We start from the raw sequence: 25,822 nt of genomic DNA on the forward strand, positions 1-25,822 counted from the left end.
CTGTGGCAGTCAGTCCTACTACCGCTACTATCAAGGTGGGTGAATCCACTACCTTGTCCGCGACTATTACTCCAAGTGACGCTACGGATAAAACGGTTACATGGAGTACTTCCGATGAAAAGGTAGCGACTGTTGATGCCGGTAAGGTAACAGCCGTGGCCGAAGGTTCCGCTACGATTACTGTAACTACGAAGGATGGCGGTAAAACGGCTACTTGTACCGTGACTGTCTCTAATGATGCTCCGTCTTCCAAAGAGGTGATATTGGAAGGAAATATCACGGCTGATCTAACGATCAACGCTGCCGACAAGAACTTCATGAAAGGCTTCGTATACGTGAAATCAGGCGCTACATTGACTATTGAGGCTGGTTCTGTTATCAAAGGTGTGTCCGTTAGTCCGGGCGAGAAAGCCGCTTCCTTGATTATCGAGCCGGGCGCTAAGATCATCGCCGAAGGTACTGTTGACAAACCGATCGTCTTTACGTCCGATAAAGAGCCGGGTAAACGTTTGACAGGTGACTGGGGCGGTCTGATTATTTGTGGTAACGCTCGTGTGAATCGTACCAATCAACCAACTATCGAAGGAGGACCTGGTACATTATATGGAAATACGACCTCCGATGAGTTTAATGCGGAAAGTTCCGGTAAATTGAAATACGTTCGTATCGAGTTCGCCGGTTATCCTTTGGAGCCAGACAAGGAAATCAATGGCTTAACCTTCGGCGGCGTTGGTAGCGGCACAGAAGTGGAGTTCGTTCAGGTTTCATTTTCGAACGATGATTCTTACGAATGGTTCGGTGGAACGGTAAATGCCAAACACTTGATCGCTTACAAAGGCTGGGATGATGATTTCGATACAGACTTCGGTTATACGGGTAAACTGCAATTCTTGTTGAGCGTACGTGATAAGAATATCGCTGATACTTCAGACTCTAACGGTTTTGAATCTGATAACGACGGTGACGGTTCTTCCAACACTCCGCTTACCAAGCCGGTCTTCTCCAACGTAACCTTGATAGGTCCTTTCTATGGCAAGGTATCCGATAAGACACAGGCTGAGGTGGAAGCCAAGACAGCCGACGCTGCTAACGGTGCCAAGGGTGGTAAATTCCAGGCAGCCATGCACCTGCGTCGTAATACCAGCTTGAATGTTTACAACTCCGTATTCACCGGCTGGCCTTACGGACTTCGTGCTACTGATAAGAAAGGTACGGCAAACGATGGCATCGCCATCAAGAATGTGATCTTTGCTGGTATGTGGAAGAACTTCTATGAGGATGATAAGGTAAGTGAGAACTTCTTCAATCTTGCCGGTAGCAACACGACTCTGGCAACGACCAACGAGATTATCTCTAAAGATGGTGATTACTCTTCTGTCGTAGCTTCAGCTGTGCAAGGCGCTGAATTTGTCGATGAGGTATTGAACAACAGCTTCTTCGAAAAAGTAACTTACAAAGGTGCTTTCGACGGAAAGAATGACTGGACTGCCGGTTGGACTAATTGGGATCCTCAAAATACCGAATATTAATCAAGCTTGGCATTGAATAGGTTGTGAATTTGTTAAAGGCACTGAGGTATCCGGAAAGATCCCTCGGTGTCTTTTTATGTATAATTTAGATAAGAATGTATCATGAATAAAAAGCTATTGTTACTTTCCGCTTTTTTGGCGGGAGCCTCTTGGACCGTGCTGGCGCAAGACTTGGTATTGAGCGAGGGACAGTATTATACCGATGAGACACAAACCACCCCGTATACGGGCCGCTATACGGAATTCTATGAGGATGGCATGCTCAAGATGGAGCTGTACCTGAAGGATGGCCGTCCCGAGGGAACCTATGTGATCTATTATCCGGATGGCAAGATCGCCGAGGTGCGTTCCTACTATCACGGGATCTTCCATGGTGAATGGCGCACGTATAGCGATAACGGCCAGCTGATCGGCCTGGCTTCTTATAAGGAAGGGCAAAAGGACGGCCCTTGGCGTATCTGGAGCGATAAGGGAAATTTGTTGTATGAGATGTTCTATACGGCAGGGAAGAAATCTGGTGTCTGGCGTAGCTGGGATGAGGAGGGGAATCTGCTTTCCGAGGAGAATCAATAGGAATAATTGCCGTTTACATACCGTTGTAACGACATTTACCTCTAATGGTAAATGTTTTTTCCTCTAGAGGTAAATGTCGTTACATCAGTATGTAAACAGTTTTACCTCTAGGTGAAAATACTTTTACTTCTTGATGAAAATATTGGTAAATGTAATTGGGTGGAAATCAGCATGCTTACTCCTCATCCTCTTCTCCAAAGTCGAACTCGAAATCGAATCCGTCATCCATGAATTCCGGCTCAGTGAATTGCTCCAGTTCACGACGGTCTTTCTTGGTAGGACGTCCGAGACCTTTCGCACGGTTCACGAAACCGGAGATACGGTTCATCTCCAGAATCTCATACTGATCCGGGGTTGTCACGTTCTCCAAGTAATTCGGGACGAGCTTCGCGCCCACACGATTCTCGATCAATCCGATTACCTTAAAAGAGAAGGTGATCGGCGGTTTACGCACTTGGATCACATCGCCAACCTTGATCATGCGGGAAGGTTTGATCGTTACTCCACCTATCATGATACGCCCTTTCTTGCAAGCTTCCGCGGCTATCGTGCGGGTCTTAAAGATACGGGTCGCCCACATCCATTTATCGATACGTACCTCGTTCATATCTGTATTCTCAGTCTCTTTTTATTTATTATTAAATTGATTCATCGTAATCTGGATGCCGGCGAGGCAGAAGCTCTTGATGATCTCTGTCGCACGATCCAATATCTCTGGCATCAATTGCAATTCCTCCGGGGGAAATTTCCCTAGCACGTAATCGATCTGTCCGCCCCGTGGAAAATCGCTGCCTATGCCGAAACGAAGGCGGGAATATTCCTGCGTATTCAATAACTGGGCGATATTCTTCAATCCGTTATGCCCGGCGTCGCTACCCTTTGGTTTCAGACGTAAGGTTCCGAATGGCAATGCCAGATCATCTACGACAATCAATAGATTTTCCACGGGAATGTTCTCTTTTTGTAACCAGTACCGAACGGCGTTGCCGCTGAGGTTCATAAAAGTATTCGGCTTTAGCACGATCAAGTCACAGTTTTTCACCCGTATGCGTGCGATTGCCCCGTATCGCTCCTCAGTGAAATTGCCTCCTACGCTCTCTACCAGATGGTTGACAACCCGGAAACCTATATTATGACGGGTTCCCCAATATTCGGAACCGATATTACCAAGTCCTGTTATCAAATATTTCATTATCCTCGAATCTATAAAAGAAAGGGGAAGAACATTCTATGAATATCCTCCCCTTCATGTATTGTAATAATGTTTTTACCTCAGATTATCCTTTAGCCTGAGCACCACGAGCGGCACGAGTCAATTGAACGGCGCAAACAACAGCGTTTTTAGCGTTCATCAATTCAAGACCTTCGAAGTGCAAAGCACCTACCTGCATAGTCTTACCTAAGCCAAGGTGATCTACATTAATCGTCAACTTTTCAGGGATTTGATCGTATATAGCTTTCACTTTCAGTTTTCTCATTTGAAGAGACAACTTACCACCGGCTTTAACACCTTCTGCGTGACCTTCCAAAACAACCGGAACTTCCATTACTACGGCTTTGTCCTTAGATACTTCCAAGAAGTCCATGTGAAGGATTTCGTCAGTTACAGGTTGAAACTGCATGTCCTTAACGATTGCCATCGTCTTGTTACCGTCAATGCTTAACTCAACAACGAAAATCTCCGGAGTGTAAACCAACTTACGAACGGCTTCTTTTGTAACCGTGAAGTGAGTTACTTTTTCGCCACCGTATAATACAGCAGGAATTTCATTGTTCTTACGCATTGCTTTCAAGGCTCTTTTCTGATCAGCGGAACGAGCGACGATCTCTCTTCCTTTTCCTTCTAACTCAAATGTCTTCATTTTCTTTAATTTTTGTGTTACTCAAAATTAGTTATTTTGCTTCCTAATTTCCCATCACACGGTACGGGGCTAAAAAGCGGTGCAAAGATACGATTTTTGTTTGATGTGACAAATATTTCGCATGTTATTTGTCGGATTATCGATCTAGCTTCACTAATTTCGTGGTTCGCATGATCCAACGGACAAGGCCGTGGGGGAGGAGCATTACGAGGGGTGTGCATATTTTGTTGAAGAGACCCGGTAATAGGGAAGCCCGGTGGTGAAACAAGGCATTAATCCCTTTTTTAGCCAGTTTTTCCGGACGCATCATGATACCTAGGCGGATCGCTAAGGTCTTTAAGTTGTCGCTTAGGTTATATAAATTCGTGGCGACGGCGCCGGGACAAAGTACGGTTACGCTTACTCCATAATCCAGTAACTCTGAACGCAAGCCCCGGGAGAAACTTTTCAAGTATCGCTTGGTGGAAGCGTACAGCGTAATTCCCGGATAAGGTAGCCAACAAGATAGGGATGACATATTGAGGATATATCCATGACGCCGTTTCTTCATCTCTTGCCCAAAATAATAACAGAGCTGGGTAGGAGTAGTCACGTGGAGGTAGAGCATTTTCTCGACGATGTTGGCCTTAGCTTGTAAGGTCTCGCAGAAAAAAAACATACCGGCGTTATTGACCAATACCTCTATTGGGATGTTTTTCTCTTGGCAAGTATCATATAGCTCCTTGGCCGCCCCGGGGATCGCCAAATCACGATAAAGCGGCAAAACTTCTATACCATATTTCTCGGAGAGAAACTCACCTTTCTCCCGGATCGCCTGTTCCTCATTGCTGACGATCACTAACTGATAGCCTCGTGAGGCTAGTTCCTCGGCATAGGCGAGACCTATTCCGGAACTGGCCCCCGTGACTAAAGCCCATTTCTTTTCCATTATTTATATTCAAGCCTTTTGATTTCACGTACGATACATTCCGGAAGACCTTTCACGTTCTTATGACAGACCATATCCTCGCTATACATACGGGCGATACAATAGTTACTATGCCCACAATCGCAACGGGCGTGCTCGTCTTCTTTCATACGGTTGACGAAGCCCGGCTCGTTCACCAAGGCACGTGCCATGGCCACAAACTCGAACCCGTCGTTCAGTACCTCCTCGATCTTGTCTCTGGAGACCAATCCTCCTACGTAAATAAGAGGTAAATGTAAGGCTTTGCGGAATTTCAACGCATCTTCAAGGAAGTAAGCCTCCTTAAACGGTTCCGAGGGAATCATATATTTACCCACCATGCGGATTCCAATCGGTAGATAGCCCCTAGGCATATAATACGCCATCGTACGGATCGGCATTTCTCCCCGCATTACATACATGGGGGCACGGCTCACGAATCCGCCGCTTAGTACTAAGGCATGCGCTCCGCATTGGTCTTGGAGTGTACGGGCTACTTCTAGGCATTCGTCTATTTCAAGTCCTCCCTTGAACCCGTCCCGCATATTGGTCTTTACGGTTACGGCCATGTCGGAACCTGCTGCTTTCATCACCTCTTCCATACACATTCTCATGAAGCGCATACGGTTCTCAAGGCTTCCTCCATATTCGTCTTTCCGGTGGTTGGTGTACGGGGAAAGGAATTGGCTGATCAGATAACCATGCCCGGCATGGATCTCGACAGCGTCCATACCTGCCTCACGTGCCAATCGTACGGCCTCACCGTAGGCACGAGCCATGGAAGCGATCTCGGATTGTCTCATACCTCGTACGATCGTGGGAGAGTAGAGGTTGAACCCGCTGGACGCTGAGATAGGCGTGCATCCGCAAATCCGCTTATGCGACATATTACCGCAATGGCCTAACTGGATGGAAGCGGCGGCTCCCTCTTTATGGATAGCGTCGGTGAGCTTGCGGAGGCCGGGAATAATATCCGGACGCATCCACAGCTGACGCTCGAACGACAAGCCGCTTTGCGTCACGGCGGCATAAGCTATGTTCGTCATGCCGATCCCTCCGGCGGCTATGGATGTATGATAGTTGAATAACTGCTCCGAGGGAGCGTTTCCCGGGCACATACTCTCGAATGCGGCGGCCCGGATCGTGCGGTTCCTAAGTGTTAGCGGACCGATCTTACCGGGTGTAAACAGGATTGATTTGTCCATATCAATAGATTAATATAGTTGTTCCGAAAAATTAAGTTAGATAGTTTTCTCTATATTCCAGACGAAGGCCCGAAGCCCTTGCGCTTCCGTTTCCTTGTCTAAGTTGTGTAGGATTTCCAGAAAATGATCGACCTTCTCGTCTTCTACCATCGTAAGGATAGCTGAGTTCAAGGTAGGCCAAGCGTGATTGCCGTAATGTGGCTCGCCTGTTTTACTTCCCCGTCCTTGCACGACATCCCAATAGGTAAAACCTTTAAGGTTATTACGGTCCATGATATTGACGATGGTCTCGTAATACGCTTGATTGAAAGATATAAATATCGCTTTCATATAGTTGCTTTTTTATGAGATCGCATACCCGTAGGGAGGCTTTTCTTGCGATGGGCATTCAAGCCTGTTTATAATGGGCATCGTAAGCACCTTACAATGGGCATTGTCACGACCTAACAATGCCCATCGAGGTTTGCTTGGCCTCGGCTTCCCTATGGTACGCAAAGATAATTAATTATTTCGTAATGCCTTTCTTATTTTGCGGCGTCTTCGTTTTACGCCGTTGGCGGCGAATACGGCATAGACCGTCGGAACAATAATCAAGGTAATCAAGGTGGATACGGAAAGACCCCAAGCCACGGTCATACCCATCGAGCGCCACATCTCGGAACCCTCGCCGGTTCCCACCGCCATCGGGATCATACCCAAAACGGTCGTCAATGTTGTCATCAATACCGGGCGAAGACGGGATTTTCCGGCAGTCACTACCGATGTGATAATACCCATGCCACGTTCCCGACATAAGATCGTATAGTCGATCAGCACGATACCGTTTTTAACCACGATACCCATCAACATGATCACGCCGATCAAAGCCATAACGCCCAATGGTGTCTGCGTGACCGCCAATCCCAATACGATACCTGTAAAGGCGAACGGGATAGAGAACATGATCACGAACGGGTCTACCAACGACTCGAACTGGGCAGCCATCACGATGAATACCAAGATGATGATCAATACCATCAAGATACCCAAATCGGTAAATGTATCCTGCTGATCTTCGAATGTTCCACCCAACTGCCAACTTACGTCGGATGGGATATCCATTTGTTTCAACTCGTTCCGGGCGGCGGCAACCAAGTCGCTCAATGCCGCTCCCTTACCCGCTACGGCAGATACGGTGATCACACGCTCACGGTCTTTACGCTCGATGGTCGGGGGAGTCATACGTTCCACTACCTTGCCTAAATCACGGATGCGGATGCCTTTGCCCTCATTGTTATAGATCAAAATATTCTCAAGATCCTCTACGGACTCACGGAACTCTGGGGCGTAACGTACCTTGATATCATACTCATCTCCATCCTCACGATATTTTGAAGCGGTGGAACCATTTACACGGTTTCGGAGATACATAGAGGCGGTTGTTACGTTCAGCCCGTTGATGGCCAGTTTCTCCCGGTCGAAGTCGATCTGGTATTCCGGGATATAATCCTCACGGCTGATATTTACTTGCGAGCATCCTTTTACATTTCTCATACGACGGGCGATCTCATTCGCCACGGCATCCGTCTGGGCGAAATCAAAACCATAGATCTCGATGTTAACCGAGGTCTCTCCACCCATAGAACCTTCCTGCCCTCCGGCGAGTACCTCGAATTTCTTGATCTCGCTGTATTGGGCTAAGTCCTGCCGCATCAACTCGCAAATCTCGGTAAGACCTCTCTCACGGTCGCCCACGCTAGTTAGGTTTATATTGAACTCGATAATATGCGTACCGTTATTGCTTAGCTGGGCGAAGGTATTATCCGTATCCGCCGTACCTTCCGTGAAGTTACTGATTAGGATCTCCGGATATTTCTCACGGAACTTCTTGTCGATGTCGAGAGCTAACTCACGGGTAATATCCTGCCGTGTACCGATCGGCAACTCAATCGTTATGCCGATGCGTGCGTTATCTTGTGTCGGGAAAAATTCCGTCTTGATAACCGGGATCAGCATCATACTGCCGATGAAGATCAGCGTAGCGCCTACGATCACCGTTTTCCGGTGGCGTACGGCCCAGTTCAAGAAGCGTCCGTAACCGCGATCCAAAGCGTTCAATCCCTTTTCGATAGGCGTGAAGAACATCCGGTACAATTTACCCTTCTCCGGTTGCTGGCGTAATAACTGTGAGCAAAGCATCGGGGTCAATGTCAAGGCGCCTACCGTAGAAACGATCATGATGATACTAACGATCCATCCCAACTGCTTAAATAAGATACCCGCCATACCCGTAACCATCGTCAACGGCAAGAACACCGCTAACATCGTAAGGGTGGAGGCGATAACCGAGATAGCCACCTCGTTCGTGGCGTGTACAGCGGCCTGTTTCGGCTGGCTACCCCGCTCGATATGGGTCGTTACGTTCTCCAATACCACGATAGCGTCGTCCACCACCATACCGATAGCGATAGAAAGTGAGCTCAATGAGATAATGTTTAACGTATTGCCCGAGGCCAGCAAATAAGCGAAAGAAGCGATCAAGGAGATCGGGATGGTTAAGATAATGATAAACGTAGCCCTCCAGCGTCCCAAGAACACGAATACCACCAACATAACGATGATAAAGGTAATCATGATCGTCTCTTTCAAGCTATCGATCGTATTCAAGATATTCGTGGAAGTATCCATGATTACGTCCAGCTTCACGTCTGAGGGTAAGCTAGCCTGTATCTCCGGAAGTTTCTGGTGTACCTTCTTGGCGATGTTCACCGAGTTCGCTCCGGACTGTTTCTGTATGACGATCATACCACCTTTCGTGCCGTTGTTGAACGTTTCTTGCGCACGTTCCTCGATACTGTCCTCTACACGGGCCACGTCACGCAGATATACGTTCTTTCCGTTCTGGCTACCGATCACTAGGTCTAGCATCTGCTTAGCGTCCGTGAATTCTCCTTGAACACGCAAGGAGTAGGTATTAGAACCGATATCTACGCTACCTCCCGGTGTATTCCGGTTCTCTTGCGCGATGATGGTAGAGATACCTTCGATGGTCTGGCCGTAAGCCTCCAACTTGTACGGGTCGCAATACACTTGCAACTCACGGATCGGCGTACCGGAGATAGACACGGCACCCACGCCACTGATACGGGCCAATGGGTTGGATACCTTATCGTCCAAGATCTTGTAAAGAGCGTTCGTGCTCTCCTCCGCGGTCACGGAAAGGATCAAGATAGGGATATCGTCCGTACCGAACTTGAAGATGATCGGATTCTCTACGTCATCGGGTAGGGAAGACTCTACCATGTCCAGTTTGTCGCGGACATCGTTTGTGGCGACATCGATATCGATGCCATAATTAAATTCCAACGTTACGATCGATATATTCTCACGGGATTGCGACGTGATATGCTTCAAGTCGCTTACGCTATTCAACACGTTTTCCAAGGGCTTCGAAACATTCATCTCGATATCCGAAGCGCTGGCGCCGGGATAGGCCGTCATCACCATGATGGTGTTCGTCTCTATCTCCGGAAGCAAGTCCACTGATAACCTGCTTAAGGAAAAAAGTCCGAAGATCACGATCGCCACAAATACAAGGGCGGTCGATACGGGCTTTCTTACCGCTGTTCCATATAAACTCATAGTCTGTTATTCGTTTTCGATTTCAACTTCCATACCGTTCGTCAGGCGGCTTTGCCCGGTGATAACCACTTGGTCGCCATCCTCCACTCCGGATATGATCTCATATTTATCACCCATACGGCGTCCTAGCTCCACCTTCTGGTAGGATACCTTGCCGTCTTTGCATACATAGATATACCGGTCGCCGGCGCCTGATTGTTTTACGATAGAGCGATCCGGGGCCACCACGTGATCCATATGGCCGAAACTCATCGTCACCCGGGCGAACATACCCGGTCGCACTCGCTCATCCGAGTTGGCGATCTTGATCTCCACAGGGAACGTGCGGGTAGCGGGATCGATCGTCGGATAAACCAAGTTGACTTTACCCTTGAAAACCTCGTCTCCGTACACATCCAGCCGGATATCTACCTCATGGCCTTTCTTCACTTTCGTAAAAAGACTCTCGGAGACATTCACCATTAATTTGACCGGACGGATTTCCTCCACTGTGTAGATTGGGTTTCCGCCGCTGTACATATCGCCGCTATCGTAGTTGCGGGCAGTTACGATTCCGCTGATCGGGCTTAGCAATTGGGTGTTCTCCACCAAGTTTTTATACGTCTCTCGAGCCACTTCCAAGGAAGTCTTTTGGGCATCCCAAGCGGATTTGGAAGCACCGCCTACCTTATACAACTCGTCGATACGTTTGAACTCGATCTCTTGGTTATCCAATTGTATCTTCGCTTGCTTTAGGCTGGTAGCGTCCATCTTGGCTAATAACTGCCCGGCTTTTACATGGTCGCCTACCTCGGCGAAGATTTTCTCGATACGGAATGGGGTTTGGGGAGCGATATTATTTTTGATATTCGCTTCCACCGTAGCGGTAAATTCACTGAGTTGCTCCACGTCTTGAACAGAGACCGTCTCCACTTTCACCTTTACTTTCTCATTCTGTGTTTCCGTGGCTTCCTCACTCTTATTACCCGAGCAAGACATCAGCAGGGCCAATGTAGCTATCGGTATTACTTTCAGCATTTGACTTGTCTTCATATAATTGTTCCTAATTATTATCTATTAAACTTTCAATTTTTAATTTTCAATTTTCAATTCATCTGTTCGTTACCCAATACTTTCTCCAGATCCGCCTTCGCTACCATATAGTCGTAGATAGATTGGTTGAAGTTCAACCGAGCCTGCGTCAAGGCAAGTTCGGCATCGTTCATCTCCAGCCATGTACCGGCTCCGGTGTCATACCGTTTTTGCGAGATCATATATCCCCGTTCCGCTTGCTCGACTCCCTTTTGGGCGGCGTCGAACTTCTTGATACAGGTATTCATATTATCTATGTACTGTTTAACGGCCAACTGTAAATTGCGCTTGGTATCGTCCCGTTGCAGGTTTAATTGGTCGATGGAGACTTTCGTCTGCTTTACCTTATAAAATTTACTACCTCCGGAGAAGATAGGAACCGATAACGTGATACCGATCATCGAATAGGGGTTCCATCTGTAATTCTTGAACTTGAAGTCATTGTTCATGGCGCTCCATTGATATAGACCGGTCAGCGACAAGGTCGGCAGATAATCGAATTTCTGCATGACCAGCGTCTTTTTCAGCTGTTCCGCCTGAAGGTCTAATTGTTTCAAGTCCGTATTCTCGGATAAGGTTGTATCCGTGGATAGATAGTCGGCGAAGAGGCTGGACTTGAAATCCGTCAGTTGTCCGTCGCAATCGATATTTAAATCCAGATCCATGCCCAATAACGCTTTTAACTGCCATTTAGCCAAGGTAAGGGAGTTCTCTGCCTGCAACAGATTAGGCTCTGTATTCTTTACCGTCACATCGGCACGTATCAAGTCGTATTCAGCTACGGTTCCCTGTTCATACTTCCGTTTGATATCCAGATAATTCTCCATGGCATTGTCGTAACTTTGCTTGAATACCCGGTAAGAGTCGCTTGCCAGAAGGACGGCGTAAAAGCTCTTTTTCACTTGGTTCACCATCGCTATTTTAGAAGAGCGAGCTTGCTCCACCGCCAATTCCACGTCTAAGGCCGAGATACTCAAGCTTTTCCATAAGGAGGCGTTCACCAGTGGCATGGAAGCGTTGAAGCCCAAGCTCCAGTTGTTGCTACGTCCTACCTCGAAGCCCTCGTCCATACTCGACATGTCCGTGCCTTCGGGCAAGCTGCCGCCTCCCATGTCACCCATGTCGAAATCCATATACATCACCTGTTTCTTCAAGGTACGGTTGTAGTCCCCCGCAAAACTGATCTGCGGAAATAGAGAAGCGTACGAGCCTTTACGTGCGTACTTTTTCTTCTGTATTTCTTTATCGGCAACTTTTACGGTCGGGTTCTCGCTAAGGGCGATCTCTAGCGCTTTTCCAAGATCCAGTTTCAGGGTGTCTTGAGCCAGAACCGGTCTCGCCGCCAGAAAAGGCAATACCATAAATGTGACCAACATCATTTTTCTACTCATCAATAATCGTTTCATTTAGGATAGATTTTGTCTGTGATTAAACTCATTAAGTGTTCGCTATAAATCATAGGATTGTTTGAGATCGAATCGGTCTAGGATCGCTCTTCCCTTCTCGGTACTGATCCCTTTCAGGAATGTGAGGAGGATCGTGTTGTATACCTCGGTGATGGAATGCTTGCAGAAGACATTGGAAGGCCGCAACATCTTCGTCTGCTCTTTCACCAGTAAGGCCATGATCTCGAAGTTGATCCCCTCTTGGAACACGCCCTCTTTAACGCCCCGTGTGAACAAGTCCATACACCTCTTACCCATTCTCGCTTTATTCATCTCTATTTTTTGTTGGGCTTTCGGATATTTCTTCAAGTCCTCGTAAAACTTCTCGTTGAACCATCTCGGGTTTTTCATCATCTCCTCATAGAAGAGCAGGATTACTTCCAAGGCATTGAAAGGTTCTTTTTCCAATCCTGTCAGATATTGTCCGAGCGATTCGGTATTGTGATCGATCCCCTCGATCAGCAAGGTTTCCTTGTCCTCGAACGACTCGTAAAGTGTACGCTTGGAGATGCCAGCCGCTTTCGCTACATCATCCATACTCACACTCTTGATGCCATATTGAGAAAAAAGATCGAACGCCGTATTAATAATCTGTTCTTTTATCATATTCTTTTTTGTTACGTCAAAAGTAGCCGGGGCAATCCCTGTATACAAGTAAAAAGCGCTGACTCGTCCGTTGGAATCGACCAATGACCGGATATTCCCGTCGAATCTATTCGCAAAGGTCTGATATATTTAGAAAACCAGAAAGGTTTATACTGTTACGGTATTGGTATGGAATGAAACAGGATATTGTCAAAAATTCTTGTTATTCGTTCAATTTTGGATGAAAATTGGTTAAAAACGAAATAGTGGGTGGTCTTTGGCTTTTTATTTCTATCTTTGTCCGAGGTGATAATAAAAATCTACAGATAGATATGAAAAATTTACCTTTAATTGAAGTCACTGAGTTAATCAAGGGAATTGAGTCCAGCGACAACTTTCAAGATGATTTATCGATAGCGGATCTGAACGGAGATTTGATTAATTACGAGGAAAAAAGGCTGGAGCATTCCACCCCGATGCGTTTAAATGCCTTGTTGATGATCTTGGTACAGGAAGGTACTGCTGATATTTCGGTAGACTATATTCCATATAAGATAGAGAAGAATACGTTTATAACCTTGATGCCGACTCATATCATACAGGTATCGAAAGTGAGCAAAGATTTGAGAGGGCGTTTGTTGATCGTGTCCAGATCTTTTCTGGATGGATATACTACCCCGGCAGGGAAAAAGAACTCTATGGTGCATTATATGCAGATCCGTAAGAATCCATGTGCTGCGATGAGTGCCGAGGAGACTGAGCATATATCCGGCCAATTCTCCATCTTACGGGAAAAGATGAAGCTGCGTACCCATTTTTTCCAGAAGGAGGCTCTCCAAAACGCCTTAGTCGGTTTCTTTATCGAGTTGGCTAATATCTTTATGGGTAAGAAGGAGCTGATGACGGCACCTACACTCTCCCGGAAGGAGGAGCTTTTCGAGCAGTTCCTGCAATTGCTTTTCGAGCATTGCAAGGAGCAGCACGTCGTTACTTTCTATGCCGAGAAATTATTTATTACCCCACAGTATCTTTCGCTTATCTTGAAAGAGCTAACGGGTAAATCAGCGAATAAATGGATTGACGACGCCTTGATCGTCGAGGCCAAGATGCTGTTGAAGGCCCCGCAAGCCACGGTTCAGCAAGTAGCGGATATACTCCACTTCTCCGATCAATCCACTTTCGGTAAGTTTTTCAAGAAGCATATGGGTATATCACCCATGGAATACCGGAAATCATAATCCGGTATTTTCTATACGCTTGCGGAACTTATACCAGTTGATCAACTCACAAGCCCCGTAGAAAATGCTGGCTACACCGAAGATTACGAATGTATTTGCCGCCGCCCCGAACGGGTAGGCAAGAATCATTACTCCGGTTATCAAGATCAAAGCCGGCATCAGGTAGAACCCCAACGGTACATTGCTCCATTTCCTTGCGGATATCAATGAAACCAATTGCTGTACACCGGCAATTACCAATAAGGCTCCGAGTAAGTACATTAATATATTCACGAAGAACTCGGGCATGATCACCAACCACGCTCCGAACAGTACGCTTCCCGCTGCCTCGATAGGAAACATCGGTTTCTCCCCGTTCTCGTTCTTCGGTCGGGTGAAATAGCTGAGGATAGCGAATAATCCCGGTAAAATGAATAGTATACCGATCGTGATAACCAGATAGGTTATGGCTGCTTCCGGCCATAATACCAAAACAAACCCTAATACCATCGCGAATGCGCTACGTAAAACCGCGCCATTAATAGATCTCATATGTTTTTATTTTAGATTTCACTTATAATATGACAAAGGTATATATTCTTTCCGACTTTTTTTACCTTTGTGCGCCATAAAGCAGTATCAGGAAAAACATCGAAATATATCCCTCTTGAATGCATGCTTCGCGTAAAAAGACAAACTTGAAATCATCTAACGAATAATAATACTAAAACAAAAAATGAAGCGTATAGTTTTTTTGGATTACGTGCGTGTGTTTGCGTGCTTCCTTGTCATGGTTGTCCACGCCAGTGAAAACTTTTATGGAGCTGAGGGCTCCACGGATATGGTGGGACCGCAATCTTATCTGGCCAATGAGGCTGATCGGTTGTGGGTAGCCGTATACGATGGTTTCTCACGCATGGCGGTGCCATTGTTTATAATTGTCTCCGCCTTTCTTCTTGCGCCGATGAAGGCAGGGCTGACCTCTTGGCAATTCTACCGTCAGCGTTGTATTCGCATCTTACCGCCGTTTTTCATATTTATGATACTATACAGCACTTTACCCTTGCTGTGGGGGCAGATAGATGCCGAGACATCATTGAAAGATATATCGAGAATATTCTTGAACTTTCCTTCACAGGCCGGACATTTGTGGTTCATGTACCCTTTGATCAGCCTCTATTTATTTATACCCGTAATATCGCCATGGTTGAATAAAGCCACGGCGAAAGAAGAGCGTTTTTTCATCGGCTTGTTTCTGTTGTCGACCTGTATGCCCTATCTCAATCGTTGCTTCGGCGAGGTGTGGGGACAATGTTTTTGGAACGAATACCATATACTGTGGTACTTCTCCGGTTATTTAGGATACCTCGTACTGGCACATTATATACATGTCCATCTTACATGGAACCGTTCTAAACGTTTGGTTATCGGAATCGCCTCGATGGTCGTCGGTGCCTTGCTGACGATTTATTCCTTCTATGTCCAAGCGATACCCGGAGTAACTCTTGTCACACCTGAGATAGAGATCGGATGGGCTTTCTGTACGATTAACTGTGTGCTTCTTACGGCGGGTACGTTCCTCGCTTTTACTTGCATAGGCAATTCGAAATCTCCACGACTCATAACAGAGATGTCTAAACTCAGCTACGGTATGTACCTTATGCATATATTTTGGCTCGGATTGTGGGTAACGGTGTTTAAGCACAACTTAGCCTTGCCTACTGTCGCCGCCATACCATGCATTGCGGTAAGTACATTTATCTGCTGTTATGTGACGACAAAGATTATCTCATTAATACCGGGCAGTAAATGGATTATAGGATGAGTATAGGATAGCTCTGTCATTTGGCGCGGTTACTTTGTAAACAAGATGATAAGATTACCTGTTATTTGGAAAAAATCGTATATTTACGATATTCAAATAAATCCCGGGTAATAATGATGACGAGAACAGTTTTTATACTTTTGATATCGAGCCTTTGTACGCTAAGTTATTGTACGCCGAGGACCGAGCCTGCTCAAACCGAGGTCTTAACTCCTGTGGATTCTATATCGAAGGATTCCGCTGTGATCGTGGAGACTTTGCCTCCCCGTATCGAAATAGAGAAAGAGCTGCTTTACGATAAGCATACTTTAGAAGATACTTACCCCTATAAAGATACGACACGGGAGTTCCAGTGGGAGAAAATGAAAGAAAGATTATCCTTATTGGAGTCGATCCAAAGGGAGCCGTCTCAATGGGCGATCTTGCAGAACTATAAAAACAGGAATGGAGAGGCTCCTCTTGTAAAAGTCTTCAAGAGAGATGCCTATAAGAGGGTTTCCGATACGCTTGGTGTAGAACGCTATCAATCCGTCCCGCTTTATTTGCTGACTGATACCGTGACTCCCGAGATCTATGGACGTGACGGTAGCTTGGTTCGTATCAAGGCGATGGATGAGGATTCTAAATTCGCTCGTATACAAACCGTGTACGATGGGGAGGAGGAGTGGTATGCTCCGAAGAAATATATCAAGCAAATAGGGGATACGGTAGTCTTCGATAAGGCGATCTTCGTGGATCGTCATAACCAGAATATCGCGACCTTGGAGCACGTCGGCTCGAAATGGTTGGTTCGTAGCATGAACCCTGCGACTACCGGACAGCATCGTCCTCCTTATGCGCAGGAAACCCCGTTGGGAATGTATGTTCTCCAAGAAAAAAAGTCTCGCATGATCTATTTGGTAGACGGTTCCAAGGAGACTGGCGGATTCGCTCCTTATGCCAACCGTTTTACGAATGGGGCGTATATCCATGGCGTACCGGTCAACGCTCCTCGTAAATCGTTGATCGAATATAGTCCTTCGTTGGGAACGACACCCCGGTCTCATATGTGTGTGAGAAACGCGACTTCGCATGCGCAATTTGTTTACGATTGGGCGCCTGTTAATGAGACGATTGTTTTTGTATTAGAATAAAAATCATAACTTTGCGGCGTTATTGTTTTTTAGTATGCGAAGGATTTTCTTGTATTTGTTTTTTATTGTCTTGTCTGTAGGTTCAATTTCAACCGGTGGCGTTTTGCGTGCCCTATCTCCGGAAACGGGATCAACGTCTGTGGCGGTTATGGGGCGCCAATTATATGAGGAGATGCGATTGGATCAATGGGTTTGTTTCGATGCGTTTATGCAGGGGCTTAGAGGTTCCGAGAAGATTGATCGGAAAAATAAGGATATCCTTACATTGATCGATTTCTCTAAACCTTCTACGGCGGAGCGTATGGTTGTATTGGATATACGGCAAAAGAGAATACTTTACACCTCTTTGGTTTCTCACGGTAAGAATAGCGGAGGGAATTATGCGACCTCTTTCTCGAACGAGAACGGTTCTCATAAAAGCTCTTTAGGATTTTATCTGACGGAAAATACGTACCAAGGTCGGAATGGCTATTCGCTTATCCTAAATGGATTGGAAAAAGGAATAAATGATTTGGCTAAGCAAAGGGCGATTGTAATTCATGGCGCCTCTTATTCCGATCCTTCTGTGGCAGCTTCCTCGGGTCGGTTAGGACGTAGCTTTGGTTGCCCTGCGTTGCCTGTATCTGTCAGTAAGCCAATTATTAATACGATAAAGAATGGAACCCTTTTATTTATTTACGCCAACGATAAGAACTATCTGACGCAAAGTTCCATTCTATCCACTCAACAAGAAAATGATATTTTTCATGAAAAAAGTTACCGAAAAGTTTTGTAGTTTAAAATAAAGGCGTACCTTTGCACCGCAATCAGAGATAAACACTATGAATTGCAAAACGGGGTGTAGCGCAGTCCGGTTAGCGCACCTGCTTTGGGAGCAGGGGGTCCCAAGTTCGAATCTTGGTACCCCGACTTAGAAAAAGGGAAATGGTTGGTATTCAACTGTTTCTCTTTTTTTGTGTCCTACCCTTAAATCTAAAGGATAGTCAACGATTGTAATCAAAACAATTGTTCGTATCTTCAAGTAAAAAAAATTCTTCTTACTATATACAAATATAATTACTATCTCATCTATTTCCTGATTATCGCTGTGGAATGTATAGACCACGGCGTGATCTGTATATTCCACGCCTTGATCTGTACAGACCACGTCGTGGTTTGTAGAATTATACAGTATGCGTATAAGAATTCATAGGTTATCGGGAAAGAATTCATATAGGAGTAGAGTGCTTTTTGCTTAGGGAGAAGAGGAGACGCTCTTACGTGTCAAAGTGGGAATAGTGTCAAACAATTAGACAGCGTTGTCAAAATATTGGACAGTTCTAAAAGAATAGCTTTTTGTTATCTGATTGTTGTTTAGTTGTTTATGTGTTTTGGCACATTCTTTGCTATTATTTAGGTAGAAAATAATAGAGCAATGAAACAAATATTACTTACAACAGTTCTTTCTCTCAGTTTCGCTACCGCGACGGTGGCCCAAGAGAAACTTTGGACTTTGGATGAATGTATGCGCTATGCCGTGGAAAACAGCCCATCGGTTAAAAAGCAAGTTTATACATCAGATACGTATAAGGCGGAACGGAATGCCGCCGTAGCTTCTTTTTTCCCGGCGGCATCGGCTAAGGTCGGAGCGCAATATAGTTTTGGCCGTTCGATCGACCCTGCGACCAATACCTATGAGAATACTTCTACGTTTAATAATAACTATGGCCTCGACGCTTCTATTCCTATTTTTACGGGCGGACAGCTGATCAATCAATGGTTGATGGCAAAATCCAATCGCCGTATGGGAGTTAATGACATACAGAAAGCGAAAGATGATTTAGCGATGAAAACCATGCAGGCTTATATGGATGTGGTGTATTATAAAGGAACGATTCGTATGGCGGCCGAGAAATTGGAGGAGAGTAACCGTACCTTATATAAGACTCGCCGGCAAGAAGAGCTGGGTTTGAAAGGGAAAGCGGATGTAGCTCAATTCGAGGCTCAAGTAGCGGCCGATGATTATACATTGACCCACCAGCAGAATCTTTTCAATACGGCCTTGCTTACTTTGAGGGAATGTATGAATTATCCATCTGATTTAGAACTGGAGGTGGATACTTTATTACCGGATATCAATTATGTCCCGGAAGTAGAGAATGTGGCGGAGATTTTCGCCTATGCGTCCGGGAATAACCCTACCGCCTTGCAAGCCGAGTATCAATTAACGCAAAGTAAATACCAATATCGTATTTATAAAGGAAAGTTGCTACCGAGCATTTATTTGAATGCCGGAATCTCTACGAGTTATTTCGAGAACCTGAAGTCTGATAATGCCCCGGAAGGTTTCAAGGATCAGTTTAAAAATAACCGTGGTGAATATGTCTCTTTTAGCCTTAGCTTCCCCTTATTCGATGGTTTGAGCAGATTAACGAACGCTCGTCGTTACCGTAACAATATGCGGATCGCACGGGAGACAAGGACAGAGGTCTTTCGCCAGTTGCAGACAGCGGTAGAGCAATCGGTCCTGGATCGTGAGGGATACGCTAAAGAGGCCATACAGATGGATAAGAAGGTGAAATCGGATGAGTTGGCTTATCGTGTTACCCTACGGAAGTACGAGGAAGGCCTGATGAGCACGCTGGATGTACAGACAAGTGCGAATACGCTGTTGGAGTCCAAGGCCAATCTGCTTCAAAAGCGATTGATGTACTTATTGAAAAGCAAGCTGGTGGATTATTATAAGGGCAAGCCTCTTATCAATGAATAAGAATTGAGAACATAGAATTTAGATGATAATAAAAAATATAGAATACGATGGATATACAATTAGAGAAAAAGAAAGGTCTTCAGAAGAAGCATATTCCTTATGTAGCGGGTGGCGTGTTGTTCGTTATCTTGTTGGGATGGATTATCTTTGGTGATCATGCTTCTACGTTGAAAGTGGATGCGAGAGGGATTAGCATCGGTAATGTGACCCGTGAGCAATTCAATGACTTCTTTCGTATGGATGGTCAGGTGCAACCTATCACGGTCGTGCAGCTTAGCCCCGAGGAGGGCGGTATCGTACAGGAGAAAGTCGTGGAAGAGGGTGCCCAAGTGAAGAAAGGCGATATCATTGTTCGTCTGAGCAACTCAAATCTAGATTTGCAGATCTTGAACGCTGAGGCCGAGTTGGCGGAGAAGCAGAACTTCCTTCGTAATACGCAGGTTACCATGGAGCAGGATAAGCTGACCAATCAGATGGAGAAACTTCAATACGATATGGACATGAACCGGGCCCGCCGCTCGTTCAACCAACAAGAGCAGTTGTATAAAGAGAACTTGATCGCCAAGGAGGATTATCTGAAAGCGAAGGAGGACTTCGAGTTAGCCTCTCAAAAGCACGCCTTGATTACCGAGCGCTTGCGCCAAGACTCTATCTCCCGCACGATCCAGATGGATGAGATGGAGGCCAGCTTGGCGAACATGCGGAAGAATATCCTGTTGATCCGCGAACGTAAGGAAAACTTGAATGTCCGTTCCCAGATCGACGGTGAGTTGGGACTGTTGGATGTCGTATTGGGGCAAAGCATCAATCCCGGACAAAAGATCGGCCAGATTAACGACCTTTCCGATTATAAGATAGAGGCCATGATCGACGAGCATTATATAGACCGCGTGAAACCGGGCTTAAGCGCCGCTTTCGAGCGTCAAGGCTCGTCTTTCGACTTAACGGTGCGCAAAGTTTATCCCGAGGTTCGTGATGGTAAGTTCCGTACGGATTTCGTTTTCACGGGTGAGCGTCCGGATAATATCCGTAGTGGACAGACCTACTATATCAACTTGGAGCTGGGGCAACCTACCGAGAGTATCATTATCCCGAAGGGAACTTTCTTCCAGAGCACGGGCGGAAGCTGGATATTTGTTCTTGATCCGGATGGAAAGAAAGCTTACAGGCGTTCTATCAAGATCGGCCGTCAGAACCCGCAATATTATGAGGTTCTTGAAGGTCTGGAAGCCGGTGAGAAGGTGATTGTGTCCAGTTATGAGAGTTATAAGGATAATGAAGTGCTGGTGCTGGAATAAAATCGATATAATATGAAAAACATACTAATCGCCATTCGTTCCATTTTTAAGAAAGGGCGGCATAACGTGATGAAAATCGTATCGTTGGGAATCGGCTTAGCGGTAGGCTTGGTATTGATCGCTAAAGTCTATTTCGAACAATCGTATGATGATTTTTATCCGGATAGAGACCGGGTCTATCAAGTCTGGGCGAAATACCAGCAAAATGGAGGGGAGTTGAAGGATTATCCGCAAACAAGCGGTGGCATCGCTCCAACTATGCAACAACAGATACCCGAGATCGAGACCGTCACCCGATACACGAGTTTTGGAGACTGGACCTTTACGATGACCGACACCAAGATGAAATACTCCGGTCGTTGTATCATAGCGGATAGTTGTTTCTTTGATATTCTTCCTCGTCCTATGTTGATCGGAAATGCGAAAGAGGTTCTTTCCACCCCGATGTACGTGTTGATATCAAGTCGTATAGCGAAAAATATCGGAGGCGATGTTATCGGGAAAAACTTCACGGTAGACAATTCGCCGGGACGTACTATGACTATTGGTGGCGTTTTTGAGGAAGTTCCGGAAAATTCTCATTCCCGTTACGATGTAATTGTTTCCATGGCTTCGGCGGGTCGGTTCATGTGGGAGGGTTCGCCTACTAATATGTTGGGAAACGATCGTTACATAAGCTATGTGAAGTTGCACAAGGGGGTGAATCCTTTAGCTTTGGAGGAACAGGTGCGTACGTTTGTGAATTCTTATTTCCCTCCGGAGGAACAGCAAAAGGTCGGGTTAAGCATTGATTTCTCATTTCATAAGCTAGATAATCTACACAAGGAGTTGCCGCAAGTCAAGCGAATGACGTGGATACTTTCCTTACTGGCCTTCGCTTTGATCTTTACGGCGGTGATGAACTATATCTTGATCGTGATATCCTCTATCGTAAATCGCTCGAAGGAGGTGGCTGTCCATAAATGTTATGGGGCAAGCGAGAATAATATTCATGGTATGATGTTTGGTGAGGCGTTGGTACATATAGTGCTTTCACTGATCTTGGCCTTATTGTTGATCCTTGCGTTTAGAGGTACGGTAGAGGAGTTGTTGGCGACTTCGTTAGATTCCTTGCTCTTGTCTAATGGTAGCTTGGTCTTGCTAGGGATATGTATCTTGGTGTTTTTCGTATCTGGTTTTATGCCGGGATCATTATACGCCCGGATTCCGGTGGCCTCCGCTTTCCGTAATTACCGGGAGAATAAGCGTATCTGGAAGAAAGCCTTGTTGCTTGTCCAGTTTGTTGCTACGGGCTTTTTGGTGACGATGCTTGTTTTCGTTGCCCGTCAATATACGTTTATGGTGAATGATCGTCCGGGATATGCCTATGAGAACCTTGCCTACTGCGGGTTAGCTGGCGTGGACTCTACCTCTCGTGCCAAGATTCTGGATGAGGTGATGCGGCTTCCGGGAGTCGCTGCGGCTACCACCGTTTATCAATTGCCTTTCGAGCATGCTTCCGGTAATAATATTCTTTTACCGGGCGGGACTCAAGAGCTTTTTAATATCGCCGATCTCTATTGGGTAGGCAACGGATATCTGGACATGATGGAGATTCCCGTGATCCAAGGCCGCTCGTTCACGGAGAATGTGACCAACTCGAGAGAGGTGATGGTAGACCGCCGTTTCGTGGAGAAGATGAAATTGGTAGCGGGCTGGACGGATGATGTTGTTGGGAAGGATATTTGCGTCACCGAGCATAGCAAATGGAATGAGGAGCCATTCACGATTTGCGGCGTGTATGAGAATATCCGTCTGGGAGGAATCTCGAACCAAGATATGCGGCCCTCCGTATTATTCTATGCGCATAAGCCCATGTACACCTTGCAGGTGAAGTTCCATGAGCTGACCAACGATAATATGGCTCGTTTACAGCAGAAGATATCCGAGACATTTCCGGATCGTGAACTGAGCGCTATCTCTTTCCGTTCCGAGATCATGGATCTATATAAGGACTCCCGCCAATTCCGTGATTCCGTGATGATCGGAGGTCTGGTCACGCTTCTTGTTACGTTGATAGGACTTATAGGCTATACGAATGATGAGGTGAGCCGTCGTCGTAAGGAGATCGCCGTCCGCCGGGTGAATGGGGCTACCTTATGGGATATATTGAGGTTGTTCATAAAGGATATCGGATATATCTGTATCTATGCGGTCATATTAGGCGGTGGCATAGCATACTTTGTCTTGCAAAAGTGGCAAGAGCAATTCACGGAGAAAGTACCTTTGTCATGGTACATATTCTTGGGTTGCGGCGTATGTGTCTTATTGATTATATATTCCGTGGTTTGTCTGGATGCCCGCAAGACGGCTAATGATAATCCGGTGAACTGCTTGAAATCTGAGTAATTGAAAATTTATAATTCATGAATAATTTATTGAACTTTAAGTCCTTTTTCAAGTTCCTCGGAAGGAATAAGGCTTATACGCTGATAGACGTGTTTGGTCTGTCTCTATCGTTGATGTTTGTGTTATTGATAGCGGTCTATACGGTACAGGAGATGTCTACAGATAAATTCCATACCAAGGCGGATCGTATCTATCTGGTCGGGAATGAAAATTGGATGGCCACCGGAGCCGCCATTCCTTATAAGATAAAGGAACGCTATCCGGAGGTAGAAAAAGTTTGTCCGGTAGTGGCGGGTAATTCGAGTGATATAGTTGTAGTTTCCGGTGATCGGAAACTGAAGGCAAACGTGATGTTCGCAGACTCTACGTTCTTCGATTTCTTTGATTTCCGGTTGCTACAAGGCACTCGTGAGCAAGCGTTGGCCGCCGGGAACTATGCGGTGGTCTCCTCTTCGTTCGCCCGTAAGATGTTCGGAACGGATGATCCGATGGGACGGAAGTTGGTGGTGGGCGATACCATATCGGCTACTATAAACGGGGTGGTGGAGGATTTACTTCATTCCTCTATTCCCGAAGCCGATGTGATCGTGCGTTGGGAGCAGGTTCGGTATTTGAACTGGTCGTTGGCTCCGGATCAATTGGGGAATGCCGGAAGTACATCGGCTTTTGTCTTGGTGCGTGAGGGTAGTGATTTCCCTTCTCGTGCGGAGGATATGGCCCATTGGTTCAAGGAATTTTATTGGCCGTATCAATATGGGACGGCAAAAGAGGTACGCATATTGCCGCTTAGTGAGCAGTATTTTGCGAAAGCCGCTTCTTACTCTTCTTTGCGAAAGGGAGATTGGCGTTTCGTGATCGTGCTGATGTCCGTAGGTCTTCTTATCTTGATTTTTGCGGTTATCAATTATATTAACTTGACGGTTGCCCAAGCGGGTTTCAGGGCGAAGGAGATGGCTACCCGGCGCCTTTTGGGATCTTCACGGGGTGAGTTATTCATGCGTTTGATGCTGGAGTCCACTTTACTTACGTTTATTTCTTTGATTATCGGGGTTCTCCTTGCGCTGGCGGTCGTGCCGTTTGTCAATGATTTATTGCAGACACGTGTCGATATGAATGTATTGGGTAGACCTGTCTGGCTATTGGCTCTGGTTTCATTAACGGTTGCCGTGGGAGTTTTATCCGGCTTACTGCCTGCTATCATTATTTCTTCTTCTAAACCGATCGAGGTGGTAAGGGGTACGTTCCGGGCTAAGACGAAAATGGTATTCAGTAAGTTCTTTATCGTATTCCAGAATGTGATCACGATCACGATGATCGCCGCCTCTATCACGATGGTTTGTCAGATCGTTCATATGATCAACGCTCCTGTCGGATATAAAACGAAGAATTTATTGGCTATGCGGTCGGTGGATGAAAGGCAGTTATCCGCTTTTGTCGGTGAGTTGAAAGGTTTGTCATGCGTAGATAGGGTCGGGAAGACTCAAGGATTGCCTTTATTCGGTAGTAATAATTGGACTGCTACTTATCAGGGGCAAAATATATCTTTTCAGCAATTCGTTATGGATAAGGAGTGTTACGATATGCTGGGATTGGAGATTTTGCGTGATAACCATTTAACGACAGAGGGCTGGTTCCTAAACGAGCAAGCGATGCGTGAGATGAACTTATCGGAGGATGCGGCCTCTTTTATGCTGGACAGGCAAGAAAGACCGATAGCGATAGCGGGTATCGTCCGGGATTTCTATTGCTTTGGAAATGTGACGACAGGGATGAACCCTGTCATGTTCCGTTTCTTGAAAGATAATGAAGATCCTTGGATGATCTTGATCGAGACACAAGGTGATCCTTTCGCCGCAAAGGAGGCTATCGGTAAAGTATATGAGAAAGTGACCGGACTTGAGTTTGAGGCTTACTTCATGGATGAGCGTTTACAAAACTCATTCGACTCGCAAATCCGTTTGGCAAAGATCGTAATCGTATTCTCGATAATCGCCATCCTTATTTCTTTGCTAGGCTTATTGGCGATGTCCACTTATTTTATCCAACAGCGTTCGCAGGAGGTATCCGTACGAAAGGTATTTGGTTCCAGCAATCGGGAGATATTGGTTAAGCTCGTATTCACGTTCTTGAATTATGTGCTGATCGCTTTCGTGATCGCCATACCTATTATTATGTACTTTATGAAAGATTGGCTGTCTGATTATTCATATCGTATTAGTTTAAGTCCGCTGATATTTATCGCTGCCGGCTTATTCTGCCTCGTGATCTCGTTTGTCTCTGTCTTTTTCCAGAGCTACCGGGCTGCCACGTCGAATCCGGTGGATAGCTTTAGGCATAGGCTTTAATTGTTAAGCATATCATAAAAGGTAATAACG

At 45.9% G+C, this 25,822-nt stretch carries 21 protein-coding genes and 1 tRNA gene; 11 read left to right on the top strand and 11 right to left on the bottom strand.

Features of this window, described 5'->3' with window-relative positions; translation table 11 throughout:
- Together QVP94_RS15250 and QVP94_RS15255 are read left to right on the top strand one after the other, a co-directional pair.
- Nucleotides 1-1,529 (top strand): beta-helix domain-containing protein (locus tag QVP94_RS15250; RefSeq protein WP_288213294.1); only part of this gene is annotated, 1,529 nt, incomplete at its 5' end.
- A gap of 102 nt (nucleotides 1,530-1,631) precedes the next feature.
- Nucleotides 1,632-2,102, top strand: coding sequence for a toxin-antitoxin system YwqK family antitoxin (locus QVP94_RS15255; RefSeq protein ID WP_005861956.1), 471 nt, complete (start codon nucleotides 1,632-1,634; stop codon nucleotides 2,100-2,102).
- Nucleotides 2,103-2,277: 175 nt separating this feature from the next.
- Here QVP94_RS15255 and QVP94_RS15260 read toward each other — a convergent pair whose 3' ends face one another.
- The 10 genes from QVP94_RS15260 to QVP94_RS15305 all read right to left on the bottom strand — a co-directional run bounded on the left by QVP94_RS15260 (nucleotide 2,278) and on the right by QVP94_RS15305 (nucleotide 12,858).
- Nucleotides 2,278-2,709 (bottom strand): RNA-binding S4 domain-containing protein, encoded by a 432-nt coding sequence (locus QVP94_RS15260; protein WP_005861957.1) that lies wholly within the window; start codon nucleotides 2,707-2,709, stop codon nucleotides 2,278-2,280.
- A gap of 21 nt (nucleotides 2,710-2,730) precedes the next feature.
- Nucleotides 2,731-3,294, bottom strand: coding sequence for an aminoacyl-tRNA hydrolase (gene pth, locus QVP94_RS15265; RefSeq protein WP_005861960.1), 564 nt, complete (start codon nucleotides 3,292-3,294; stop codon nucleotides 2,731-2,733).
- Nucleotides 3,295-3,379: 85 nt separating this feature from the next.
- Complete coding sequence (locus tag QVP94_RS15270; protein ID WP_005861962.1) at nucleotides 3,380-3,964, bottom strand: 50S ribosomal protein L25/general stress protein Ctc; 585 nt, start codon at nucleotides 3,962-3,964, stop codon at nucleotides 3,380-3,382.
- 136 nt (nucleotides 3,965-4,100) lie between these two features.
- Complete coding sequence (locus QVP94_RS15275) at nucleotides 4,101-4,892, bottom strand: SDR family NAD(P)-dependent oxidoreductase (RefSeq protein ID WP_005861964.1); 792 nt, start codon at nucleotides 4,890-4,892, stop codon at nucleotides 4,101-4,103.
- Nucleotides 4,892-6,115 carry an NADH:flavin oxidoreductase gene (locus QVP94_RS15280; RefSeq protein ID WP_022192938.1) on the bottom strand — a complete coding sequence of 408 codons (1,224 nt, stop codon included), beginning with the start codon at nucleotides 6,113-6,115 and terminating at the stop codon, nucleotides 4,892-4,894. Before QVP94_RS15280 ends, QVP94_RS15275 begins: the two co-directional genes overlap by 1 nt.
- 36 nt (nucleotides 6,116-6,151) lie before the next feature.
- Nucleotides 6,152-6,445: a PG0541 family transporter-associated protein gene (locus QVP94_RS15285; RefSeq protein WP_005861968.1), complete on the bottom strand. Its 294-nt coding sequence runs from the start codon at nucleotides 6,443-6,445 to the stop codon at nucleotides 6,152-6,154.
- Nucleotides 6,446-6,616: 171 nt separating this feature from the next.
- Nucleotides 6,617-9,736, bottom strand: a complete 3,120-nt coding sequence (locus tag QVP94_RS15290) for an efflux RND transporter permease subunit (protein ID WP_005861971.1) — start codon at nucleotides 9,734-9,736, stop codon at nucleotides 6,617-6,619.
- 6 nt (nucleotides 9,737-9,742) lie between these two features.
- Complete coding sequence (locus tag QVP94_RS15295) at nucleotides 9,743-10,768, bottom strand: efflux RND transporter periplasmic adaptor subunit (protein WP_009276611.1); 1,026 nt, start codon at nucleotides 10,766-10,768, stop codon at nucleotides 9,743-9,745.
- 53 nt (nucleotides 10,769-10,821) lie between these two features.
- Nucleotides 10,822-12,213, bottom strand: a complete 1,392-nt coding sequence (locus QVP94_RS15300; protein ID WP_008780850.1) for a TolC family protein — start codon at nucleotides 12,211-12,213, stop codon at nucleotides 10,822-10,824.
- Between the two features lie 42 nt (nucleotides 12,214-12,255).
- On the bottom strand, nucleotides 12,256-12,858 hold the full coding sequence (locus QVP94_RS15305) for a TetR/AcrR family transcriptional regulator (RefSeq protein ID WP_005861978.1): 603 nt from the start codon (nucleotides 12,856-12,858) through the stop codon (nucleotides 12,256-12,258).
- Between the two features lie 311 nt (nucleotides 12,859-13,169).
- On the opposite strand from QVP94_RS15305, the gene QVP94_RS15310 reads away from it, so the two are divergent.
- Nucleotides 13,170-14,075: a helix-turn-helix domain-containing protein gene (locus QVP94_RS15310; protein ID WP_005861981.1), complete on the top strand. Its 906-nt coding sequence runs from the start codon at nucleotides 13,170-13,172 to the stop codon at nucleotides 14,073-14,075.
- Here the strand turns inward: QVP94_RS15310 and QVP94_RS15315 are convergent.
- Nucleotides 14,070-14,606 carry an HdeD family acid-resistance protein gene (locus tag QVP94_RS15315; protein ID WP_008774007.1) on the bottom strand — a complete coding sequence of 179 codons (537 nt, stop codon included), beginning with the start codon at nucleotides 14,604-14,606 and terminating at the stop codon, nucleotides 14,070-14,072. The genes QVP94_RS15310 and QVP94_RS15315 overlap by 6 nt on opposite strands.
- Before the next feature lie 184 nt (nucleotides 14,607-14,790).
- Between QVP94_RS15315 and QVP94_RS15320 the strand changes: the two genes are divergently transcribed.
- The 8 genes from QVP94_RS15320 to QVP94_RS15355 all read left to right on the top strand — a co-directional run bounded on the left by QVP94_RS15320 (nucleotide 14,791) and on the right by QVP94_RS15355 (nucleotide 25,792).
- Nucleotides 14,791-15,879, top strand: a complete 1,089-nt coding sequence (locus QVP94_RS15320) for an acyltransferase (RefSeq protein WP_009018510.1) — start codon at nucleotides 14,791-14,793, stop codon at nucleotides 15,877-15,879.
- A gap of 113 nt (nucleotides 15,880-15,992) precedes the next feature.
- Nucleotides 15,993-17,012: a L,D-transpeptidase gene (locus QVP94_RS15325; RefSeq protein ID WP_009018509.1), complete on the top strand. Its 1,020-nt coding sequence runs from the start codon at nucleotides 15,993-15,995 to the stop codon at nucleotides 17,010-17,012.
- 34 nt (nucleotides 17,013-17,046) lie between these two features.
- Nucleotides 17,047-17,787, top strand: coding sequence for a murein L,D-transpeptidase catalytic domain family protein (locus tag QVP94_RS15330; RefSeq protein WP_005861989.1), 741 nt, complete (start codon nucleotides 17,047-17,049; stop codon nucleotides 17,785-17,787).
- A 59-nt stretch (nucleotides 17,788-17,846) separates the two neighbouring features.
- Nucleotides 17,847-17,921 (top strand) — tRNA-Pro (locus tag QVP94_RS15335).
- 505 nt (nucleotides 17,922-18,426) lie between these two features.
- Nucleotides 18,427-19,761, top strand: a complete 1,335-nt coding sequence (locus QVP94_RS15340; protein WP_005861991.1) for a TolC family protein — start codon at nucleotides 18,427-18,429, stop codon at nucleotides 19,759-19,761.
- Nucleotides 19,762-19,808: 47 nt separating this feature from the next.
- On the top strand, nucleotides 19,809-21,059 hold the full coding sequence (locus QVP94_RS15345) for an efflux RND transporter periplasmic adaptor subunit (protein WP_005861993.1): 1,251 nt from the start codon (nucleotides 19,809-19,811) through the stop codon (nucleotides 21,057-21,059).
- A 12-nt stretch (nucleotides 21,060-21,071) separates the two neighbouring features.
- Nucleotides 21,072-23,447, top strand: coding sequence for an ABC transporter permease (locus QVP94_RS15350; RefSeq protein ID WP_008780854.1), 2,376 nt, complete (start codon nucleotides 21,072-21,074; stop codon nucleotides 23,445-23,447).
- 17 nt (nucleotides 23,448-23,464) lie between these two features.
- Nucleotides 23,465-25,792 carry an ABC transporter permease gene (locus tag QVP94_RS15355; protein ID WP_022192939.1) on the top strand — a complete coding sequence of 776 codons (2,328 nt, stop codon included), beginning with the start codon at nucleotides 23,465-23,467 and terminating at the stop codon, nucleotides 25,790-25,792.
- The last annotated feature ends 30 nt before the right edge of the window (nucleotides 25,793-25,822 follow it).

The organism is Parabacteroides sp. CAG:2 (assembly GCF_000436315.1).
Lineage (GTDB): Bacteria > Bacteroidota > Bacteroidia > Bacteroidales > Tannerellaceae > Parabacteroides > Parabacteroides distasonis.

What these genes read in the sequence shown, in the direction of transcription:
- QVP94_RS15255 (WP_005861956.1), top strand. Translation starts at nt 1,632, where the DNA reads ATGAATAAAAAGCTATTGTTACTTTCCGCTTTTTTGGCGGGAGCCTCT.
- QVP94_RS15260 (WP_005861957.1), bottom strand. Translation starts at nt 2,709, where the DNA reads ATGAACGAGGTACGTATCGATAAATGGATGTGGGCGACCCGTATCTTT.
- pth (WP_005861960.1), bottom strand. Translation starts at nt 3,294, where the DNA reads ATGAAATATTTGATAACAGGACTTGGTAATATCGGTTCCGAATATTGG.
- QVP94_RS15270 (WP_005861962.1), bottom strand. Translation starts at nt 3,964, where the DNA reads ATGAAGACATTTGAGTTAGAAGGAAAAGGAAGAGAGATCGTCGCTCGT.
- QVP94_RS15275 (WP_005861964.1), bottom strand. Translation starts at nt 4,892, where the DNA reads ATGGAAAAGAAATGGGCTTTAGTCACGGGGGCCAGTTCCGGAATAGGT.
- QVP94_RS15280 (WP_022192938.1), bottom strand. Translation starts at nt 6,115, where the DNA reads ATGGACAAATCAATCCTGTTTACACCCGGTAAGATCGGTCCGCTAACA.
- QVP94_RS15285 (WP_005861968.1), bottom strand. Translation starts at nt 6,445, where the DNA reads ATGAAAGCGATATTTATATCTTTCAATCAAGCGTATTACGAGACCATC.
- QVP94_RS15290 (WP_005861971.1), bottom strand. Translation starts at nt 9,736, where the DNA reads ATGAGTTTATATGGAACAGCGGTAAGAAAGCCCGTATCGACCGCCCTT.
- QVP94_RS15295 (WP_009276611.1), bottom strand. Translation starts at nt 10,768, where the DNA reads ATGAAGACAAGTCAAATGCTGAAAGTAATACCGATAGCTACATTGGCC.
- QVP94_RS15300 (WP_008780850.1), bottom strand. Translation starts at nt 12,213, where the DNA reads ATGAAACGATTATTGATGAGTAGAAAAATGATGTTGGTCACATTTATG.
- QVP94_RS15305 (WP_005861978.1), bottom strand. Translation starts at nt 12,858, where the DNA reads ATGATAAAAGAACAGATTATTAATACGGCGTTCGATCTTTTTTCTCAA.
- QVP94_RS15310 (WP_005861981.1), top strand. Translation starts at nt 13,170, where the DNA reads ATGAAAAATTTACCTTTAATTGAAGTCACTGAGTTAATCAAGGGAATT.
- QVP94_RS15315 (WP_008774007.1), bottom strand. Translation starts at nt 14,606, where the DNA reads ATGAGATCTATTAATGGCGCGGTTTTACGTAGCGCATTCGCGATGGTA.
- QVP94_RS15320 (WP_009018510.1), top strand. Translation starts at nt 14,791, where the DNA reads ATGAAGCGTATAGTTTTTTTGGATTACGTGCGTGTGTTTGCGTGCTTC.
- QVP94_RS15325 (WP_009018509.1), top strand. Translation starts at nt 15,993, where the DNA reads ATGATGACGAGAACAGTTTTTATACTTTTGATATCGAGCCTTTGTACG.
- QVP94_RS15330 (WP_005861989.1), top strand. Translation starts at nt 17,047, where the DNA reads ATGCGAAGGATTTTCTTGTATTTGTTTTTTATTGTCTTGTCTGTAGGT.
- QVP94_RS15340 (WP_005861991.1), top strand. Translation starts at nt 18,427, where the DNA reads ATGAAACAAATATTACTTACAACAGTTCTTTCTCTCAGTTTCGCTACC.
- QVP94_RS15345 (WP_005861993.1), top strand. Translation starts at nt 19,809, where the DNA reads ATGGATATACAATTAGAGAAAAAGAAAGGTCTTCAGAAGAAGCATATT.
- QVP94_RS15350 (WP_008780854.1), top strand. Translation starts at nt 21,072, where the DNA reads ATGAAAAACATACTAATCGCCATTCGTTCCATTTTTAAGAAAGGGCGG.
- QVP94_RS15355 (WP_022192939.1), top strand. Translation starts at nt 23,465, where the DNA reads ATGAATAATTTATTGAACTTTAAGTCCTTTTTCAAGTTCCTCGGAAGG.